Source organism: Pectobacterium peruviense (assembly GCF_002847345.1).
In the GTDB taxonomy this organism is placed as follows: domain Bacteria; phylum Pseudomonadota; class Gammaproteobacteria; order Enterobacterales; family Enterobacteriaceae; genus Pectobacterium; species Pectobacterium peruviense.
In genome coordinates this window covers 54,539-70,872 of sequence record NZ_LXFV01000005.1, presented here as the reverse complement: position 1 = coordinate 70,872, position 16,334 = coordinate 54,539, and the positions used below count along the sequence as shown (strand labels likewise).

General features: G+C 52.4%; 16 protein-coding genes and 1 other RNA gene. 9 read left to right on the top strand and 8 right to left on the bottom strand.

Annotated features, from left to right (window positions below):
• Positions 1–20 precede the first annotated feature (20 nt).
• The 4 genes from ubiI to A0G03_RS04465 form a co-directional block, all read right to left on the bottom strand.
• On the bottom strand, positions 21–1,232 hold the full coding sequence (gene ubiI / locus A0G03_RS04480; protein WP_048258499.1) for an FAD-dependent 2-octaprenylphenol hydroxylase: 1,212 nt from the start codon (positions 1,230–1,232) through the stop codon (positions 21–23).
• A 28-nt stretch (positions 1,233–1,260) separates the two neighbouring features.
• Complete coding sequence (ubiH, locus tag A0G03_RS04475; protein WP_048258500.1) at positions 1,261–2,439, bottom strand: 2-octaprenyl-6-methoxyphenyl hydroxylase; 1,179 nt, start codon at positions 2,437–2,439, stop codon at positions 1,261–1,263.
• 45 nt (positions 2,440–2,484) lie between these two features.
• Positions 2,485–3,810, bottom strand: coding sequence for a Xaa-Pro aminopeptidase (gene pepP, locus A0G03_RS04470; RefSeq protein ID WP_048258501.1), 1,326 nt, complete (start codon positions 3,808–3,810; stop codon positions 2,485–2,487).
• A 106-nt stretch (positions 3,811–3,916) separates the two neighbouring features.
• A complete protein-coding gene (locus tag A0G03_RS04465; protein ID WP_048258502.1) occupies positions 3,917–4,504 on the bottom strand; it encodes a YecA/YgfB family protein in 588 nt (195 codons plus the stop codon).
• Positions 4,505–4,696: 192 nt separating this feature from the next.
• Between A0G03_RS04465 and zapA the strand changes: the two genes are divergently transcribed.
• The 3 genes from zapA to A0G03_RS04450 all read left to right on the top strand — a co-directional run bounded on the left by zapA (position 4,697) and on the right by A0G03_RS04450 (position 5,966).
• The gene (gene zapA / locus A0G03_RS04460) at positions 4,697–5,026 is read left to right on the top strand and encodes a cell division protein ZapA (protein ID WP_048258503.1); all 330 of its coding nucleotides are present in this window, start codon (positions 4,697–4,699) and stop codon (positions 5,024–5,026) included.
• A 74-nt stretch (positions 5,027–5,100) separates the two neighbouring features.
• Positions 5,101–5,285: non-coding RNA, 6S RNA (ssrS, locus tag A0G03_RS04455), on the top strand.
• Between the two features lie 39 nt (positions 5,286–5,324).
• On the top strand, positions 5,325–5,966 hold the full coding sequence (locus A0G03_RS04450) for a 5-formyltetrahydrofolate cyclo-ligase (protein WP_048258504.1): 642 nt from the start codon (positions 5,325–5,327) through the stop codon (positions 5,964–5,966).
• Here the strand turns inward: A0G03_RS04450 and nadR are convergent.
• The 3 genes from nadR to serB form a co-directional block, all read right to left on the bottom strand.
• Positions 5,963–7,216, bottom strand: coding sequence for a multifunctional transcriptional regulator/nicotinamide-nucleotide adenylyltransferase/ribosylnicotinamide kinase NadR (gene nadR, locus A0G03_RS04445; protein ID WP_048258505.1), 1,254 nt, complete (start codon positions 7,214–7,216; stop codon positions 5,963–5,965). The genes A0G03_RS04450 and nadR overlap by 4 nt on opposite strands.
• A gap of 130 nt (positions 7,217–7,346) precedes the next feature.
• Positions 7,347–8,729, bottom strand: coding sequence for a DNA repair protein RadA (radA, locus tag A0G03_RS04440; protein ID WP_048258506.1), 1,383 nt, complete (start codon positions 8,727–8,729; stop codon positions 7,347–7,349).
• A 17-nt stretch (positions 8,730–8,746) separates the two neighbouring features.
• Complete coding sequence (serB, locus tag A0G03_RS04435) at positions 8,747–9,724, bottom strand: phosphoserine phosphatase (protein ID WP_048258507.1); 978 nt, start codon at positions 9,722–9,724, stop codon at positions 8,747–8,749.
• Positions 9,725–9,880: 156 nt separating this feature from the next.
• On the opposite strand from serB, the gene A0G03_RS04430 reads away from it, so the two are divergent.
• Positions 9,881–10,576: a YtjB family periplasmic protein gene (locus tag A0G03_RS04430; RefSeq protein WP_048258508.1), complete on the top strand. Its 696-nt coding sequence runs from the start codon at positions 9,881–9,883 to the stop codon at positions 10,574–10,576.
• A 53-nt stretch (positions 10,577–10,629) separates the two neighbouring features.
• Here the strand turns inward: A0G03_RS04430 and A0G03_RS04425 are convergent, their stop codons facing one another.
• Positions 10,630–11,568: a hypothetical protein gene (locus A0G03_RS04425; protein ID WP_048258509.1), complete on the bottom strand. Its 939-nt coding sequence runs from the start codon at positions 11,566–11,568 to the stop codon at positions 10,630–10,632.
• Positions 11,569–11,859: 291 nt separating this feature from the next.
• Here A0G03_RS04425 and prfC point away from each other — a divergent pair, with 291 nt between their 5' ends.
• From prfC to A0G03_RS04395, 5 genes are all read left to right on the top strand, one after another.
• Complete coding sequence (prfC, locus tag A0G03_RS04420; RefSeq protein ID WP_048258510.1) at positions 11,860–13,449, top strand: peptide chain release factor 3; 1,590 nt, start codon at positions 11,860–11,862, stop codon at positions 13,447–13,449.
• 540 nt (positions 13,450–13,989) lie between these two features.
• Positions 13,990–14,598 carry a molecular chaperone OsmY gene (gene osmY / locus A0G03_RS04410; protein WP_048258511.1) on the top strand — a complete coding sequence of 203 codons (609 nt, stop codon included), beginning with the start codon at positions 13,990–13,992 and terminating at the stop codon, positions 14,596–14,598.
• Positions 14,599–14,749: 151 nt separating this feature from the next.
• Entirely contained in the window at positions 14,750–14,911 is a 162-nt protein-coding gene (locus tag A0G03_RS04405; RefSeq protein WP_003019081.1) for a DUF1328 domain-containing protein, read from the top strand.
• Between the two features lie 131 nt (positions 14,912–15,042).
• Entirely contained in the window at positions 15,043–15,231 is a 189-nt protein-coding gene (locus A0G03_RS04400) for a CsbD family protein (protein WP_010284712.1), read from the top strand.
• 114 nt (positions 15,232–15,345) lie between these two features.
• The gene (locus A0G03_RS04395) at positions 15,346–16,143 is read left to right on the top strand and encodes a TatD family hydrolase (protein WP_048258512.1); all 798 of its coding nucleotides are present in this window, start codon (positions 15,346–15,348) and stop codon (positions 16,141–16,143) included.
• Positions 16,144–16,334: the final 191 nt, after the last annotated feature.

Below are 16,334 nucleotides of genomic sequence, written 5' to 3'. Positions count from 1 at the left end.
TATTATCCATTCCGGTTTTATTATTTCCCAGCACTAAGCCAGTCTGGCAGATCGTGTAATCCCATAGCCTGACGTACCAACGTCGGTTTAATACCGGGGAGTTTATCTGCCAGCACTAGTCCCACATCACGCAGCAGCTTTTTCGCCGGATTGTCGCCGTCAAACAATTCGCGGAACCCCTGCATGCTGGCGAGCATCACGGCGGCGCTGTGTTTGCGGCGGCGTTCATAGCGTCGCAGATAAAGGTGTTGGCCGATATCTTTACCCTGCGTCTGTAAGCGCTTCAGTTCTGCAATCAGTTCGGCGACATCCATGAAACCCAGGTTGACGCCTTGCCCTGCCAGCGGGTGAATGGTGTGCGCAGCGTCGCCAACCAGCACCAGCCGGTGTGAGGCGAAGCTGCGGGCATAACGCCCCATCAGCGGGAAAGTTTGACGTTCACTTTCCAGTTCACACAGCCCCAACCGCATATCAAACGCCATGGCGACCTGACGATTGAATTCCTCCACTGGCAAGCCCTGCATCGCTAGGGCCTGCTCCGGTGAAAGCGACCAGACAATCGAACAGAGGTGCGGATCGTCCAGCGGCAGGAATGCCAGAATGCCGTCACCGTGAAATGCCTGACGTGCTACGGACTGATGTGGGTGTTCGGTACGAATATTGGCGACCAGTGCGTGGTGGCCGTAATCCCAAAAGGTCAGCGGAATATCCGCATGCTGGCGCAGCCACGAATGCGCGCCGTCCGCGCCGACCACCAGTCGGGCGGTCAGCATGCTGTCGTTCTGCAACGTAATAAAGGCTTCGTTCTCGCCCCAGGCGACCTGTTTTAATGACGCAGGGGAAAGCAGAGTGATGTCGCTTAATTGTGAGGCACGTTGCCACAGAACCTGCTGAATCACTGGGTTTTCAATGATATGCCCGAGATGGGAAAATCCAAATTCTTCACCGCTAAAGCTGATTTTACCGAAGCTGTCTTTGTCCCAGACCTGCATAGCGTTATAAGGGCTGACACGCTGCGCCACGAGATTCTCCCAGACGCCGATATGGCGCAGAAGGCATTCGCTGGCGGCATTGATGGCGGAGACGCGCAAGGCATGGTGTTTCCCGAGCGGTTGAGGCTCGGCCGCCTGTTTTTCCAGCACGGCAATGCGCAGGCCGCTACCCTGTAGGCCGCAGGCCAGCGCCAGACCGACCATACCGCCACCGGCAATAACCACGTCGAATGATTGCATTTCCGTATTTTCCTGTTGGCGAGCTTAATTAACGTTCTACCCAGCCTAGCGTGCGACGGGCAAACGCATCGCGCATCAACGGCAGGTTATTCATAGCGATCAGGCCCAGATTGCGACCGACCGCCAGCGCGGTATAGCGGTTAGCGAACAGCCTGACCAGACCATCGGTGATCGCCACGGTTGCGTGTTGATCGGGTTCGCGCCGTTGCTGATAGCGGCTGAGTACACTGTACTGGCCGATATCCTGCTGGTTCTTCGCCGCATCGACGAGCGTTTCCGCCAGCGACATGACATCGCGAATTCCCAGATTAAAGCCTTGTCCGGCAATCGGGTGCAGCGTTTGTGCCGCGTTGCCCACTAGCGCTAGCCGATGGCTGATGTGCTGGCTTGCGGTTAGCAAGCGCAGCGGATAGCTATGGCGTTCGCCAGTGTGGGTGAATTGCCCCAAACGCCAGCCAAAAGCCTGCTGTAGCTGTTGGCGAAACTCGACTTCGCTCCATCCATCGATGTCGTGTTGACGATGTTTATCATGGCACCAGACGAGTGAGCTGCGACCGTTACTCATCGGTAACAGCGCCAGCGGACCGTGCGGGGTAAATCGCTCAAATGCGCATCCGCGATGGGGTTCGGCGGTGGTCACGTTGGCGATCACCGCGACCTGATCATACTCATGCTGTTGCCAATGAATCCCGCAGGACTGCGACAACATAGAGTGCGATCCATCGGCGGCAACCAGTAGCTGGCCTGTAAGCTCAGTGCCATTATCCAACGTTAGCGTGGCGTTCTCTTGCGTCCGCGTGACGGCAACCACTTTCGCCGGGCAGTGCAGACGCACGCCCGGTGCCTGTTGCAGCAGGGAAAACAGACGCTGCCCGACGTCATGCAGTTCAACCACATGGCCCAATGCCTGAACGTGATAATCCGACGCGTGCAGATTCACCACGCTGGCATGACCGCGCTCGCTGACGTGGATGTCGGTTATCGCCGTTGCATTGCCCGACAGTGCTTGCCAGATACCCAGCGCCGCTAGCTGTTGGCGTGTGCCATCAGACAGCGCGAGAGCACGCCCGTCAAAACCGGGATGTTCCTTGTCGAGTGGTGAATATGCCTCGATAAGGTCAACCGGTATTGTGCCCTGTGAAAGCCGTGATATCGCCAGCGCCAGCGTCGCGCCCGCCATTCCACCACCGACAATCATGACCGCCATGCTGTTGTCCTTTGCAATTATGCCGTTGTCCTTTGAAAGAACGGTTTAGTACTGTGTGTCATGCCGTTGCGCCATCAGCGCTTCGATGGCATCAGCGTCTTTGATTACGCCAGCAGTCAGGTTTTCATTACCGTTTTCGGTGATCACGATGTTGTCTTCAATGCGCACACCAATCCCCCGATACTGCTGCGGCACTTTAGCATCGGGCGCGATGTAAAGACCCGGCTCGATGGTTAGCACCATACCGGGCTCAAGCGGACGGCCTCGGTCGGTGGTGCCGTAATTGCCCACATCGTGCACATCCAGACCCAGCCAGTGGCTGAGGCCGTGCATGAAGAACTGACGATGTGCCTGTTCGGCGATCAGCTCTTCGACTTCACCCTTCATCACGCCGAGTTTGATGAGCCCACTAACCATGATGCGCACCACGTCTTCGTTGACTTCGCGGATGCTACGGCCCGGCCCAAACAGCTCTAGTGCCCGCAGTTGGGAGCGCAGCACGATGTCGTAAATGGCACGCTGCGGCGCGGTAAACTTACCGTTGACTGGGAAGGTACGGGTGATATCGCCAGCATAGCTTTTGTATTCACAGCCTGCGTCAATTAGCACCAGATCGCCGTCGCGCATTTGCGTTTCGTTTTCGGTGTAATGCAGGATGCAGGCGTTGTCACCGCTGCCGACGATGGTGTTGTAAGACGGGTAGCGTGCACCGTGACGGGTAAATTCGTGGTGAATCTCGCCTTCAAGCTGATATTCATACATGCCAGGACGGCATTTCTGCATAGCTCGTGTATGAGCCAGCGCTGTAATTTCACAGGCGCGACGCATTACGCTGATTTCCGCAGGCGATTTGAACAGGCGCATTTCATGCACCCAAGGACGCCAGTCGGTCAGTGTCGCGGGGGCAGCAAACCCTTGGCGGGTTCCGTTACGCAGGGTTTCCAGCGCGGCAAAAACCAGCTTGTCGGCGTAATCGTACTGCCCTTGTGCGTGGTACACCACGTCTAATCCATTCAACAATAAATGCAGCTGTGTGCTGATTTCGCCAAACGGCAGTGCTCGGTCAACGCCGAGCTTGGTGGGTGCCGCTTCCTGACCCAGGCGACGGCCAAACCAGATTTCCGCTGTCAGGTCGCGCACGCGGTTGAAGATGACGCTGTGATGATGTTTGGTATCGCTTTTTACCAGCAGCAGAACGGCTTCTGGTTCATTGAACCCCGTAAAATACCAGAAATCACTATTTTGACGATAAGGGTAGTCACTGTCGGCATTGCGCTGCGCTTCTGGCGCAGAAAAAATGATCGCCGCGCTGCCCGGTACCATTTTTTCCAACAGTACCTGACGACGACGAAGAAATTCTTGTGGATTCATCACCTGCTCCTGAAAATTGTCCGTGCGGTTACCTTTCCCTTCAGCCCTAAATAAGGCACGCCTTCAATAACATAGCGTTTTTCATAAGACCGCCCTGCATAAAAAATCAATGCAGCGTTGGTTTTTGCTGTTCGGGTGCCGTCACAACGTGTTGGCTGGTAAATTCGGTATGGCACAAAATGGCAGAAACGCGAACATACTCAATCACTTCTTCCAGTGATTGCTCCAGCTCTTCCTGATCTTCATCTTCGTCGTAGCCAAGCTGTGCGATGTTGCGTAAATCTTCGATGGCTTCTTTCAGCTCGCCTTTAACTTTGTTCAACTTCGGCTGAATGACGCCCAGGCCCAGTAGGAAGTGGTTGACCCAACCTGCCAGCGCATCGGCGCGATCGAAAACGCTCACCTCGTCCAGTGAATCATCTGGCAGGAAAAGCTGAAACAGGAAGCCATCATCTTCCAGCGCTTCACGCGTGGCTTGATACAGGTCCTGAAGCGGTTGCGACAGTGTTTGAGTAAACGCCATACCTTCATTGGTCAGTTCAAAAACCAGCGTTCTCCAACTGTCGTCATGGTTTCCACCACACAGCATTCCGCTGATCAAGCCGTGCATTTCTGCTGCGGTCAGCGCGACTTGCTGTTGGTGAAGCAGTTGGTTAAGGCCTTCATAGGCAGGAAACGTATTCTCTATAGACATGCGGATTCGTCATCGTTGGCTGGATTGGTTCATGCTATGCTACCACCAAGCTCCCTTTGGATTCCAGAAAGGGCTTGTATCTTAGATCTCGGCTATATATAGTGGCGCCCGCTTTAACGAACCCGATGTAACGGGTAATGCTCATGCTATGCGACACGCGGGCGCAAGAACGAAAAAAGGCAGGAAGGTGGTATGTCTGCACAACCAGTAGATATTCAAATTTTTGGCCGTTCGTTAAGAGTGAATTGTCCGCCAGAACAACAGGAAGCGTTGAATCAGGCAGCGGAAGATCTTAACCAGCGGTTGCAAGATCTTAAAGTTCGCACTAGAGTCACAAACACTGAGCAACTGGTGTTTATTGCCGCGCTGAATGTGTGCCATGAACTGGCGCAGGAGCGGGGTAAGACGCGTGATTATGCATCGAATATGGAACAACGTATTCGTATGTTGCAGCAGACCATCGAGCAAGCGTTGCTGGAACAGGGCAAGATCACGGACCGTCAGGGTGCACAATTTGAATAACGTCGTATTTTGACAAAAGTACGGTGTTTTTACGCGATAAGACGTGCTAAGGTTTATCGCGAGTAACGAATAAAATTTCTCTGAGATGTTTGTCAGCGGGCCAGTCCCCTGAGCCGATATTTCATACCAAACAGAATGTAATGCTCTGCGGTTGGTGAGCAAGCTCGGTTCGTCCGAGAAGCCTTAAGACTGCGACGTTATGTTCACCTTGAACCAAGGGTTCAAGGGTTACAGCCTGCGGCGGCATCTCGGAGATTCCCTTTCTTTTATCACTCTTGACCCGTGGCGAACACAGCCCATGTCATCTTCTGGCACGTCAATTATTCCCAAGACTTCACCTTCCTCTACGGCAGCATCACGTCAGCAGATTCGTCAGGCTGTGCGTCAGCAGCGGCGTTTACTGACGCCGGAACAGCAGAGATTATTTGCCCAACAGGCGTGTGAGCGCGTCATAGCACACCCGAAGATCATACAAGCAGATAGCGTCGCAGTATTTCTGTCGTTTGATGGCGAGTTGGATACGCACCCGTTGATTCAACAGCTGTGGGAGCAGGGGAAGCGTGTTTACTTGCCGGTTCTGCATCCATTTCGCGTTGGGTATCTGCTGTTCCTACGCTATGCGCCGGACACCAAGCTGGTGCGCAATCGTCTGAAGATTATGGAGCCGAGTCTGGACGTGCGGCAGGTGTTGCCGTTACCGCAGTTGGATATTCTGCTGACGCCGCTGGTGGCGTTTGATCATCAGGGGCAGCGTTTGGGCATGGGCGGCGGTTTTTACGATCGTACGTTGCAGTATCGCAACCAGATGTCTCGCGGACCTTACCCGATTGGGCTGGCCCACGATTGTCAACTGGTCGATGCACTGCCGGTGGAAAGTTGGGACATTCCGCTGCCGGAAATTATTACCCCTTCCCACCATTGGCAGTGGAACTCGCGCTAGTTTTTTATCTGTTCGGGCGACCGATCGTGGCCCAACATCTGCTGTACCAATTCCACACAATGCAGGAACCGCGAATCGTAGTCCGACTCTTTGATGTAAACGTACGGGATATTATTTTTAGCCAGCATCGTTTTCAGCAGGTTCTGGAACTCCGAACGGGCGGTTGAGCTGCCTAAACTGCGTAGCCCATCGGCTACCCACGGCGTGTTGTTCTCCAGCAAAATCACCAGATCGAAGCGGTATTCGTCGACCAGCGCCTGAACGAACGGGTGTTCACGGCCTTCGTATTTCTTGCAGAACGCCTGCGTGGTGACAAAGTCGGTGTCGATAAAGGCCACTTTGTTGGCGTATTTGACCGCAAAATCAATGTACTGTGCCTGACCCAGTGCAATCTTGTCGTAGTCGGAATACTGCAACGCCATCTCGTCGCCACCCAGATGGGAGAAGACATAATCGCGACCATATTCCCAGGCGCTGGTGGTGTTGAAGATATTAGCCAGCTTGTTCACCAGCGTAGATTTACCACTGGATTCCCCGCCAAGAATGGCAACAGTACGCACAAAGAACGGCTTCACTTCGGTTGGGATATAGTCCCAATAGCGGAAAGGATCGTGGCGGATCTGCGAGCCGCTGATGTTCATAAAGGAACGCTGCGGGTCGATCAAAACGGCCTCAATCCCCAGATGCTCGCGGTACTGTGGAGCATCCTGCTCTTCGCTGGTGTAGACGAAATTGGGCGTGATGCTTTTTTCCTGCATGAATGCCTGAATCCCTTTACTCCACACATCCCAGCCGTGTGGGTAGGGCTCCATTCCTTGCTCATTAAAGGCATGAATATGAATATTTTTCTGATATTTAAAGGTCTGCAGCAGCCAGCGTAGACGATCGCTGACGGTGGGCTGTTGTGACATCGAACTGCTCTCAAACAGCAGGCGGTCGCGCGGTTCGTCGTAACCTAAAATCACATGCAGTTCATCGACCTGGCTGCAGGCGCGTTGAATCAGATAAATGTGGCCGGTGTGTAGCGGATAGAACTTGCCGAAGACGATGCCAATATTCTTTTCGTAGCGAGGGAATTCCAGCTCAAGAAACCGATGCAGTGCTTCCAGCTTCTGTGCGCTAGGGCTTTTTATTTTGGCATTAAGTAATTGACTGAGATAGCCTTTGGTCATATCGGTTGCGTCGGCAACCTGCTGTAGGGTGCAACCCTTCTGGCGGATAGCGGATTTCAGGTAATCAAATGATGACATGGTGCAACACTCTTGTTTAGCTTACTAAACAAAATACCACAAGATAAGGCAACCTCCGCAACTCTTTCACGCCCCTGTTTTAGCTTAAGGTGAACAGGGGAAGAGTCGCGAATGCCTTTCTGCGGTTCGTTTAGAGATCGTCGAGGATCGCCAGCGCGTCGGCCAGCTTTTTCACGCCGAACACCTGCATACTGGCTGGGGCTTTCTTCGGCATATTGGCATGAGGAACGATGGCGCGGGTGAAACCGTGCTTGGCAGCTTCGGTAATCCGCTCTTGGCCGCTGGGAACCGGACGAATTTCGCCGGCCAGACCGACTTCACCGAAGATGACCAGATCCTGCGGCAGCGGGCGATCGCGGAAGCTGGAAACCAGCGATAGCAGCAGCGCCAGGTCGGCGCTGGTTTCGGTGACTTTGACGCCGCCAACGACATTCACGAACACATCCTGATCCGACATTTGCAAGCCGCCGTGGCGATGCAGTACCGCTAGCAGGATCGCCAATCGGTTTTGCTCCAGCCCAACCGCAACGCGACGCGGATTAGCCATCATCGATTGATCAACCAAAGCCTGAATCTCGACCAGCAGTGGACGCGTACCTTCCCACACCACCATGACTGAACTGCCAGACGTCACTTCGTCCCCACGACTGAGGAAAATAGCTGACGGATTGCTGATCTCACGCAGTCCTTGCTCCGTCATGGCGAACACGCCTAGCTCGTTAACGGCGCCGAAACGGTTTTTATGGCTGCGCAGCGTGCGGAAGCGCGAATCGGCATCGCCGTCCAGCAGCACGGAGCAGTCAATGCAGTGTTCCAAGACTTTCGGCCCGGCGAGCGAACCGTCTTTGGTGACGTGGCCGACCATCACGATGGCGACGCCGCGCGTTTTAGCGAAGCGCGTCAAGTAAGCTGCGGTTTCACGCACTTGCGCCACGCTGCCGGGAGAAGATTGAATATCGGCGAGATGCATGACCTGAATGGAGTCGATGACCATCAACTTCGGCTGTTCTTGCTCGGCAATCAGGCAAATCTGTTCGATGCTGGTTTCCGACAGCATGTTGAGATTCTGCGTTGGCAGATTGAGTCTGTGTGCCCGCATTGCCACCTGCTGCAATGATTCTTCCCCAGTGACGTACAGGGTTTTCATCTGTTCTGACAGCTTGCAGAGCGTTTGCAGCAGCAGCGTACTCTTACCCGCGCCGGGGCTACCGCCGATTAGAATGGCGCTGCCCGGAACGACGCCGCCGCCCAGAACGCGGTCAAACTCCAGAAAGCCAGTGGAAAAGCGAGGCAGGGCTTCAAGGCTAATTTCTGAGAGTTTTTGCACCCGGCTGACGCCCGCACTTTCGCCCGCATAGCCGGTGAGACGGTCGGAACGTGATACGGACGCTGATGCCAGGCGAACTTCGGTAATGGTGTTCCAGGCGTGGCAGGCGCTGCACTGCCCTTGCCAGCGCGGATAGTCGGCCCCGCATTCATTACATACAAACGCTCGTTTGATGGCTTTTGCCACGTATCACCTCCTACTGATTAACGCTTTTCGTGTCTCATGCTGCCGCTGAGGATACAGAGCACGCCGGTCAGATCGGCATGACGGATGGTTACCGCAGATTGCTCATTAACCTTGGGTTTAGCGTGATAGGCAATCCCTAAGCTGGCTGTCTTGATCATCGGTAGATCGTTTGCGCCGTCGCCGATAGCAACGGTTTGATGCATTGGAATTTCCAGCTTTTCCGCTAACTGTTGCAGCGTAGTGGCTTTATATTTTGCATCGACAATCGTGCCGATGACTTCACCGGTCAGCTTGCCATCTTTCATACCTAATTCATTGGCAACAGCGGCGACCAGGCCTAATTCGTCACGCAAATAATCAGCAAAGTAGGTAAACCCGCCTGAAGCAATGGCAACGTGCCAACCCGCTTCCTGAAGCTGGCTAACCATATTATTCAGGCCCGGCATCAGCGGCAGTGTTTTGCGTACCGTCTGTAAAATAGTGGCGTCGGCACCTTTTAATGTCCCAACTCGCTGACGCAGGCTGGCGGCGAAGTCCAGCTCACCGCGCATTGCGCGTTCGGTGACTTCGGCCACCATTTCGCCAGTGCCCGCCAGCTTGGCGATTTCATCAATGCATTCGATCTGAATCGCAGTAGAATCCATGTCCATGACCAGTAAACCCGGCGAACGCAGCGTTGGTGCGTTGCTCATGGCCGCGACATCGATACCCAGTTCGTGAGCCAGTTTGGTTGCACGCGGCGTCAGTGTGCCCGCTAAACGGATAACCTGATAATCGCCCACGTTCCAGGCGCTCACGATAACCATGGCGCTTCCCAGCTTGCGCTGGTAACGAGAAATCAGATTTTTATCGAGGACATCGCTATAAATCAGCCAGCCGGTATCGCCAGCGCGGTAGTCAAGCGGCATCACTTCGTCACCGCTCAGTGATAATGGCAGTCCCGGCCAACAGTTGATCTCATTCGGGAGATCACGATAGGTCAGACTATTCGACATGGGGTAAATCCTCTGCTGGCAGTAGCGCGATAAAGTCGTGCGATAAAAAGGGATGGGGCGTTGGCCAAACATATCCCTTCAAAAACTGGGCAACAAGCTATCCTATCGTCGGCGCTTCTGGCAACATGAAAGTATCCAAATCGTGTAAGGATTATCATGGTTCGCGCCCGGTTGAAATTTCGTCTACACCGCACGGCAATTGCGTTGATTTGCCTCGCTCTGCTGGTGGTATTAATGCAAGGTGCGTCCTATTTCAGTTTGAGCCACCAGATGGCGCGTTCTGAGCAGGTTGAAGATCTAGCGCGCACGCTGTCCAGACAGGTGGCGTATAGTCTTTCCCCGCTGATGGGCAACGTGGATGATAACGGCCAAAAGATTACTACCATCCTCAAACAGCTTACCGATCATAGCCGTATTCTAGATGCTGGCGTGTACCAACAGGACGGTTCGCTGGTGGCGCATATCGGTGAACAGGTGCAACTGCGAGACCGACTGGCGCTGGACGGTAATCGGGTTGGTAGCTACTTTAACCATCAACTGGTGCAGCCGATTGAGGGAAAAGAGGGGCCTATTGGGTTCCTGCGCATTACGTTGGATACGCATGTTCTGGCGACCGAAGCCAGACAGGTAGATAACACCACCAATATTCTGCGTCTGATGATTTTACTTTCACTGGCTATCGGCATCATTCTAACTCGCACGCTGTTGCAGAATCGCCGTACCCGCTGGCAGCAGTCACCTTATCTTCTTACTGCAAGTACGCCAGTGAAAGAAGACGATGAGGCGGAGAGCGACACGCAGCCGGATGGCAGTGTAATCGTGAAAAAAGACGGGGAAGAGAAAAGCCTCTGACACGCTGACGGCCACCCCGTACAAACGCCCTGTTTGTACGGAGGGCGACGCGGCTATTTCAACTGTTGCTGGAACTGAAGCCAGTGGGTCTGAAATTTGCTGACTACCGAGATATGATCGCTCTTGGTATAGCGGTCAGCCGTGGTTGCCGAGATATAGCTGCGAAAGCTGTCAAACAAGGAATCCGCACGCGTTGAGGCTGCCAGAGAAAAAATTTGCTGGCGCTGAACCTGCGTGGCTGATGTACCTTCCGCATTTCTTTGCAATTCCAGAAAAGTAGAATTCGTCTTATCGGTGTCTCCCGCGTCGACGCTGCGCTGATACTCATCTTGCAGAATGTTTTTTTCCAGATTACTCAGCGCGTCAGACTGGAACGTGATGAAGTCCTGAATATCCTTATCGGCCTTCTGATGAGCGCCGCTATCCACATAGCGGTTTTTCAATTCTTCCAACTTTGCGGCTTTTAGCGTGATTTCGATACTATCGGTGGTATAGCTCCACGTTGTCACGTCGGATGGTTTAGACAGCGCTTGATGAACCAGATCGACAAAATCATCTTTACTGATGCCGCTGTCAGCTTTGAGGTTATTTGACCACAGTTCAAGGGCCATTTCGTTCGTGCTGATGTAATCAACAGACAGCTTGATATCCAGATTGGGGGCATTGCTGGAATGGCTTTGTATTATCAGATCACGATTTTTAAGCATCTCCTCTCTCAGTGTGTCTTGATCGATTTCACTCAGGTCAGGATGCGTGGGATTGGCCATATTTTCTTTCAAGCGCGCCATTGCTTCCGCTGAAATCTTTATATTGGTGGGGAAGGTGACGGTTTTTCCGGTAATAGGATCGACGATTTTTATGCTGTCACTGCTTGTTGTGGTGGACTCTGCCGTTGTCGATTTTTCTGTCGCTGACTGTGCTGTAGCTGATGATGTCGCGGTGCTTTGGGCCTGAGAATTGCTATAACCCGTATTATTTACAGACAAGCTCATACTCTCTCCTTAAGTGCGATCAAATGGTTAAATATTGACCCAAACATTATCGGCAAAGATAAATGATAACTTTATAAATGATTTATGGCGCAATTGTTGATCGCGGTACCAGAATGGCGACTCAAGACATGATGCTTCCGCGCTGTTTATACCATCACCGATTGTGTCTGCACGTTAAATCAGGGAAAATGCTCGGCTACAGTTTATTTCCGCTTTGCCTGACGATCTGACATCGGTGTGTTGTTGACTTGATGCTGACGCCGGGTGGCTAACAAAAGAAACCTGAAAATCATGTCTCCAAGTGAATACGCCCGCGAAGTCTCTAAAAGAAGAACGTTCGCTATCATTTCTCACCCCGATGCCGGTAAAACCACGATTACCGAAAAGGTTCTGCTATTCGGACAGGCGATCCAGACTGCCGGTACGGTAAAAGGGCGTGGTTCCAACCAGCATGCGAAATCCGACTGGATGGAGATGGAAAAGCAGCGTGGTATCTCAATTACCACGTCCGTGATGCAGTTTCCCTATCGTGAATGTCTGATTAACCTGCTGGATACCCCAGGGCACGAAGACTTCTCCGAAGATACCTATCGTACGTTGACGGCGGTGGACTGCTGTTTGATGGTGATCGATGCCGCAAAAGGGGTCGAAGATCGTACGCGTAAACTGATGGAAGTCACTCGTCTGCGTGATACGCCGATTCTGACGTTCATGAACAAACTCGACCGTGACATCCGCGATCCGATGGAAGTGCTGGATGAAGTTGAGAGTGAGCTGAAAATTGCCTGCGCGCCGATCACCTGGCCGATTGGCTGCGGCAAGCTGTTCAAAGGCGTGTACCACCTTTATAAAGACGAAACCTATCTGTACCAAACCGGTAAAGGTCACACGATTCAGGAAGTGCGCATCGTTAAAGGGCTGGATAACCCTGAGCTGGATACCGCCGTTGGCGAAGAACTGGCTGCGCAACTGCGTGAAGAGCTGGAACTGGTTAAAGGGGCCTCGCACGAATTTGAGCTGGAAGCGTTTCTTGCTGGTGAACTGACGCCAGTCTTCTTTGGTACCGCGTTGGGTAACTTTGGCGTCGATCACATGCTGGACGGGTTGATCGCTTGGGCACCGACGCCGATGCCGCGTAAAACGGATACCCGCGAAGTTACGGCAGCGGAAGATAAGTTCACTGGTTTTGTGTTCAAGATTCAGGCCAATATGGACCCGAAACACCGTGACCGCGTGGCATTTATGCGCGTCGTGTCCGGTAGATATGAAAAGAGCATGAAGCTGCGTCAGGTTCGTACGGGCAAAGACGTGGTGATCTCCGACGCGCTGACCTTCATGGCGGGCGATCGTTCCCACATTGAAGAAGCCTACCCGGGCGATATCATCGGGCTACACAACCACGGCACGATCCAGATTGGCGATACGTTTACCCAGGGTGAAGATATGAAATTCACCGGTATTCCTAACTTTGCGCCAGAATTGTTCCGTCGCATCCGCCTGCGCGATCCGCTTAAGCAGAAACAGCTGCTGAAAGGGTTGGTACAGCTGTCTGAAGAAGGCGCAGTACAGGTATTCCGGCCATTGACCAACAACGACCTTATCGTTGGTGCTGTCGGCGTGCTGCAGTTCGATGTGGTGGTCGCCCGTCTGAAAACGGAATACAACGTTGAAGCGATTTACGAGTCGGTTAACGTTTCTACCGCGCGCTGGGTTGAGTGCAGCGATGCGAAGAAGTTTGAAGAGTTTAAGCGTAAGAACGAACAGCATCTGGCGCTGGATGGCGGGGATAATCTGGCTTATATCGCACCGACGATGGTGAACCTGAACCTGACGCGGGAACGCTACCCTGAAGTGACGTTCCATCAAACGCGCGAACATTAATTTTATAACGACATTAATTTCTTATAACGGCATGAATTAGTTCGATAGCGCCACGGTTTCACGAAAAAATCGTGACTGTGGCGTTCAAATAGTAACCACATTGTTAAAATAATCATCACCCGGTTATATTTGGTTTTAGGCCAAAAATGCCGGGTGCTTTTATTTTTAAATGATTTAAAAATCAATGTGTTAATTTTGTATTTTTCACTGCATGCTTTCTCGTCTTGGCGCAACAGACAAATCTGAATTGCGGCACATGCTCCTTCCTTCCCCTGTGATTTTCCATTCTGTAGGCTATAGTTAACAGCGTGTTAACGGACTTGGCTTGTTCAACTGTTAACGTAATTTAAGTTGGTTCATTGTTTTGATTTGTTTCGCCTTTGCAATTTAATGCTCTGATTTTTTATGCAAGAAGAGAGAATTATCGGAGTGTTGGTAACGTCATTATCACCTTGATTTGCTGATGACTGTGCAGGCGTTAACGTGGCTCACACACAGACTGTGTCGGGCTGACAGAAAAGCATAAGAAGGAAGACATCGATGAAAAAGACCAAATTGACACAATCGCTGATCGTAATTGCTCTGGGTTCGATTCTGGCTGGCGGTGCCATGGCTGAAGAAACGTTAGGGCAGAAGGTAGAACGTATCGCGGACACAACTGGTGCAAAAATCGATAGCTCCGCCAATAAAGCGTCTGGCTACATGAGTGACAGCGCTGTCACGGCAAAAGTGAAAAGCGCGTTGCTGGAAGATAAATCGATTACCAGCAGCGACATTTCAGTCGAAACATCAAAAGGTGTCGTTACACTGAGCGGCTTTGTCAGCAGTCAGGCACTCAGCACCCGCGCAGTGGAAATTACCACGCAGGTTGAGGGCGTCCAATCTGTAAGCGATAAATTGCAGGTTAAAGATAATCCATCACAATCCGTTGGTGCGTATGCCGATGATGCCGTGATTACCAGCACGATTAAGGCCAAATTGCTTGCGGATGACATTGTTCCGTCCCGTAAGGTGAAAGTCGAGACTCACGAAGGCGTAGTGTTACTGAGCGGTGAAGTGGATAACAAAGCGCAGTCCGACCGTACTGAAAGTATTGCGAAGGCCGTTGATGGCGTGAAAAGCGTCAAGAACGACCTGGCAGTGAAATAACCATCGCCATGTTGTACAGGGTTATCCGTAATGGCGGATAACCCGACCTAATCCGCATAATAAAACACGACCTGTGGATACGCAGTCAGGACGCACGAAGCGCGTCAGGATGACCACCATGATTTTTCATTTTGTCTGGTAAGGAGAGCGTATGTTTCGTTGGGGCATTATATTCTTAGTTATCGCACTGATCGCGGCAGCACTGGGTTTCGGCGGATTGGCCGGTACGGCAGCTGGCGCGGCGAAGATCGTCTTTGTAGTCGGTATTATTCTGTTTCTGGTTAGCTTGTTCACAGGTCGGAAACGGCCGTAGCACAGCACAGCGCATTATATACTCTAAATAATGTCATACAGAGCACACAGCCGCGCCATGCGGCTGTCACATTTTACCGGCACACTGTTCACGTATTTGCTGCATTTCGACAGTTTATCAGGAGGTTTATGATGAATAGCGATATCGTTGTTGGCAAATGGAAACAGTGGAAAGGGAACTTTCTGGCGCTGTGGGCCGATTGGTTTGACAGCGACTGCGCCTGGCTGGAAGGGAGTAATGATTACTTGTCTGGCGTCTTGCAAGAGGGTTACGGAAAAGCCCACGAAGAGGTATCCTCAGAGAAAACCACGTTACACTGAGGCTTCACTGCAACGGCAAGTCCGATTCTGCCATGATGTGTTGGCAGGATATTACTTGTGCGTAGATTAGGTTGCCTCATCTTGACGGGGTTAATCTTAGCGGAGAAAAGTGACGTGCCTTCTGAACGATACCGTTTTATCGATACCCACTGTCATTTCGACTTTCCCCTCTTCTATGATGATGCACCGGAAAGCTTGCGTCTGGCGCAAGATGCTGGCGTTGAACGCATCATTATTCCTGCCGTCGCCTCCCAACATTTTGAGCGCGTGTTGACGCTCGCTCGCACCTACTCCCCGCTTTATGCCGCACTTGGCCTTCATCCGCTTTATATCGCCGAACATCAGGAGAGCGACCTGCTTCGTCTGGAAGAAGAACTGCGCCAATGGCCTGCAAGACTGGTGGCGGTGGGTGAGATTGGGTTGGATCTCTATATGCCGGAGCCGCAGTTCGAGCGGCAGCTTACTTTCCTTGAGGCTCAGCTTCGGCTGGCAAAAAAATACGATCTTCCCGTGATCCTACATTCGCGACGCAGCCACGACAGGCTGGCACAATTACTCCGACGTATTGAAGTACCACGCACTGGTGTGGTTCACGGTTTTGCCGGTAGTCTGGCACAGGCGCAGGCTTTTATCCGACTGGGTTATTACATCGGCGTAGGAGGAACGATTACCTATGGCCGAGCGAATAAAACCCGTCAGGCGATCGCGCAACTGCCGCTAGATCGGCTGCTGCTGGAAACCGACGCGCCCGATATGCCGATGAGTGGCTATCAGGGGCAGCCAAACCGGCCTGAGCGTATTTCGTGTGCGTTTCAAACGCTGTGTGAGCTGCGAACGGAGCCGCCTGAAGACATTGCCGAGGCGCTCTTGCAGAATTCGTTTAGGCTGTTTGGGCGACTGACTCCGGTGTAACGCGGCTGCTGTGGCGCGACTACCGTTCCTCAACGCGGAAGGCGATACGGCTTCTGCTTTTCTCTTATTTCTGTGCAACAACAGACAGAACAGCCATTTCGATTTCATATACCAACCATGAAATTGTGATGAAGATCACTTTTTGATGTTTTGGACTGTTCGATGTTGTATGTATTTGTGACATAAATTAG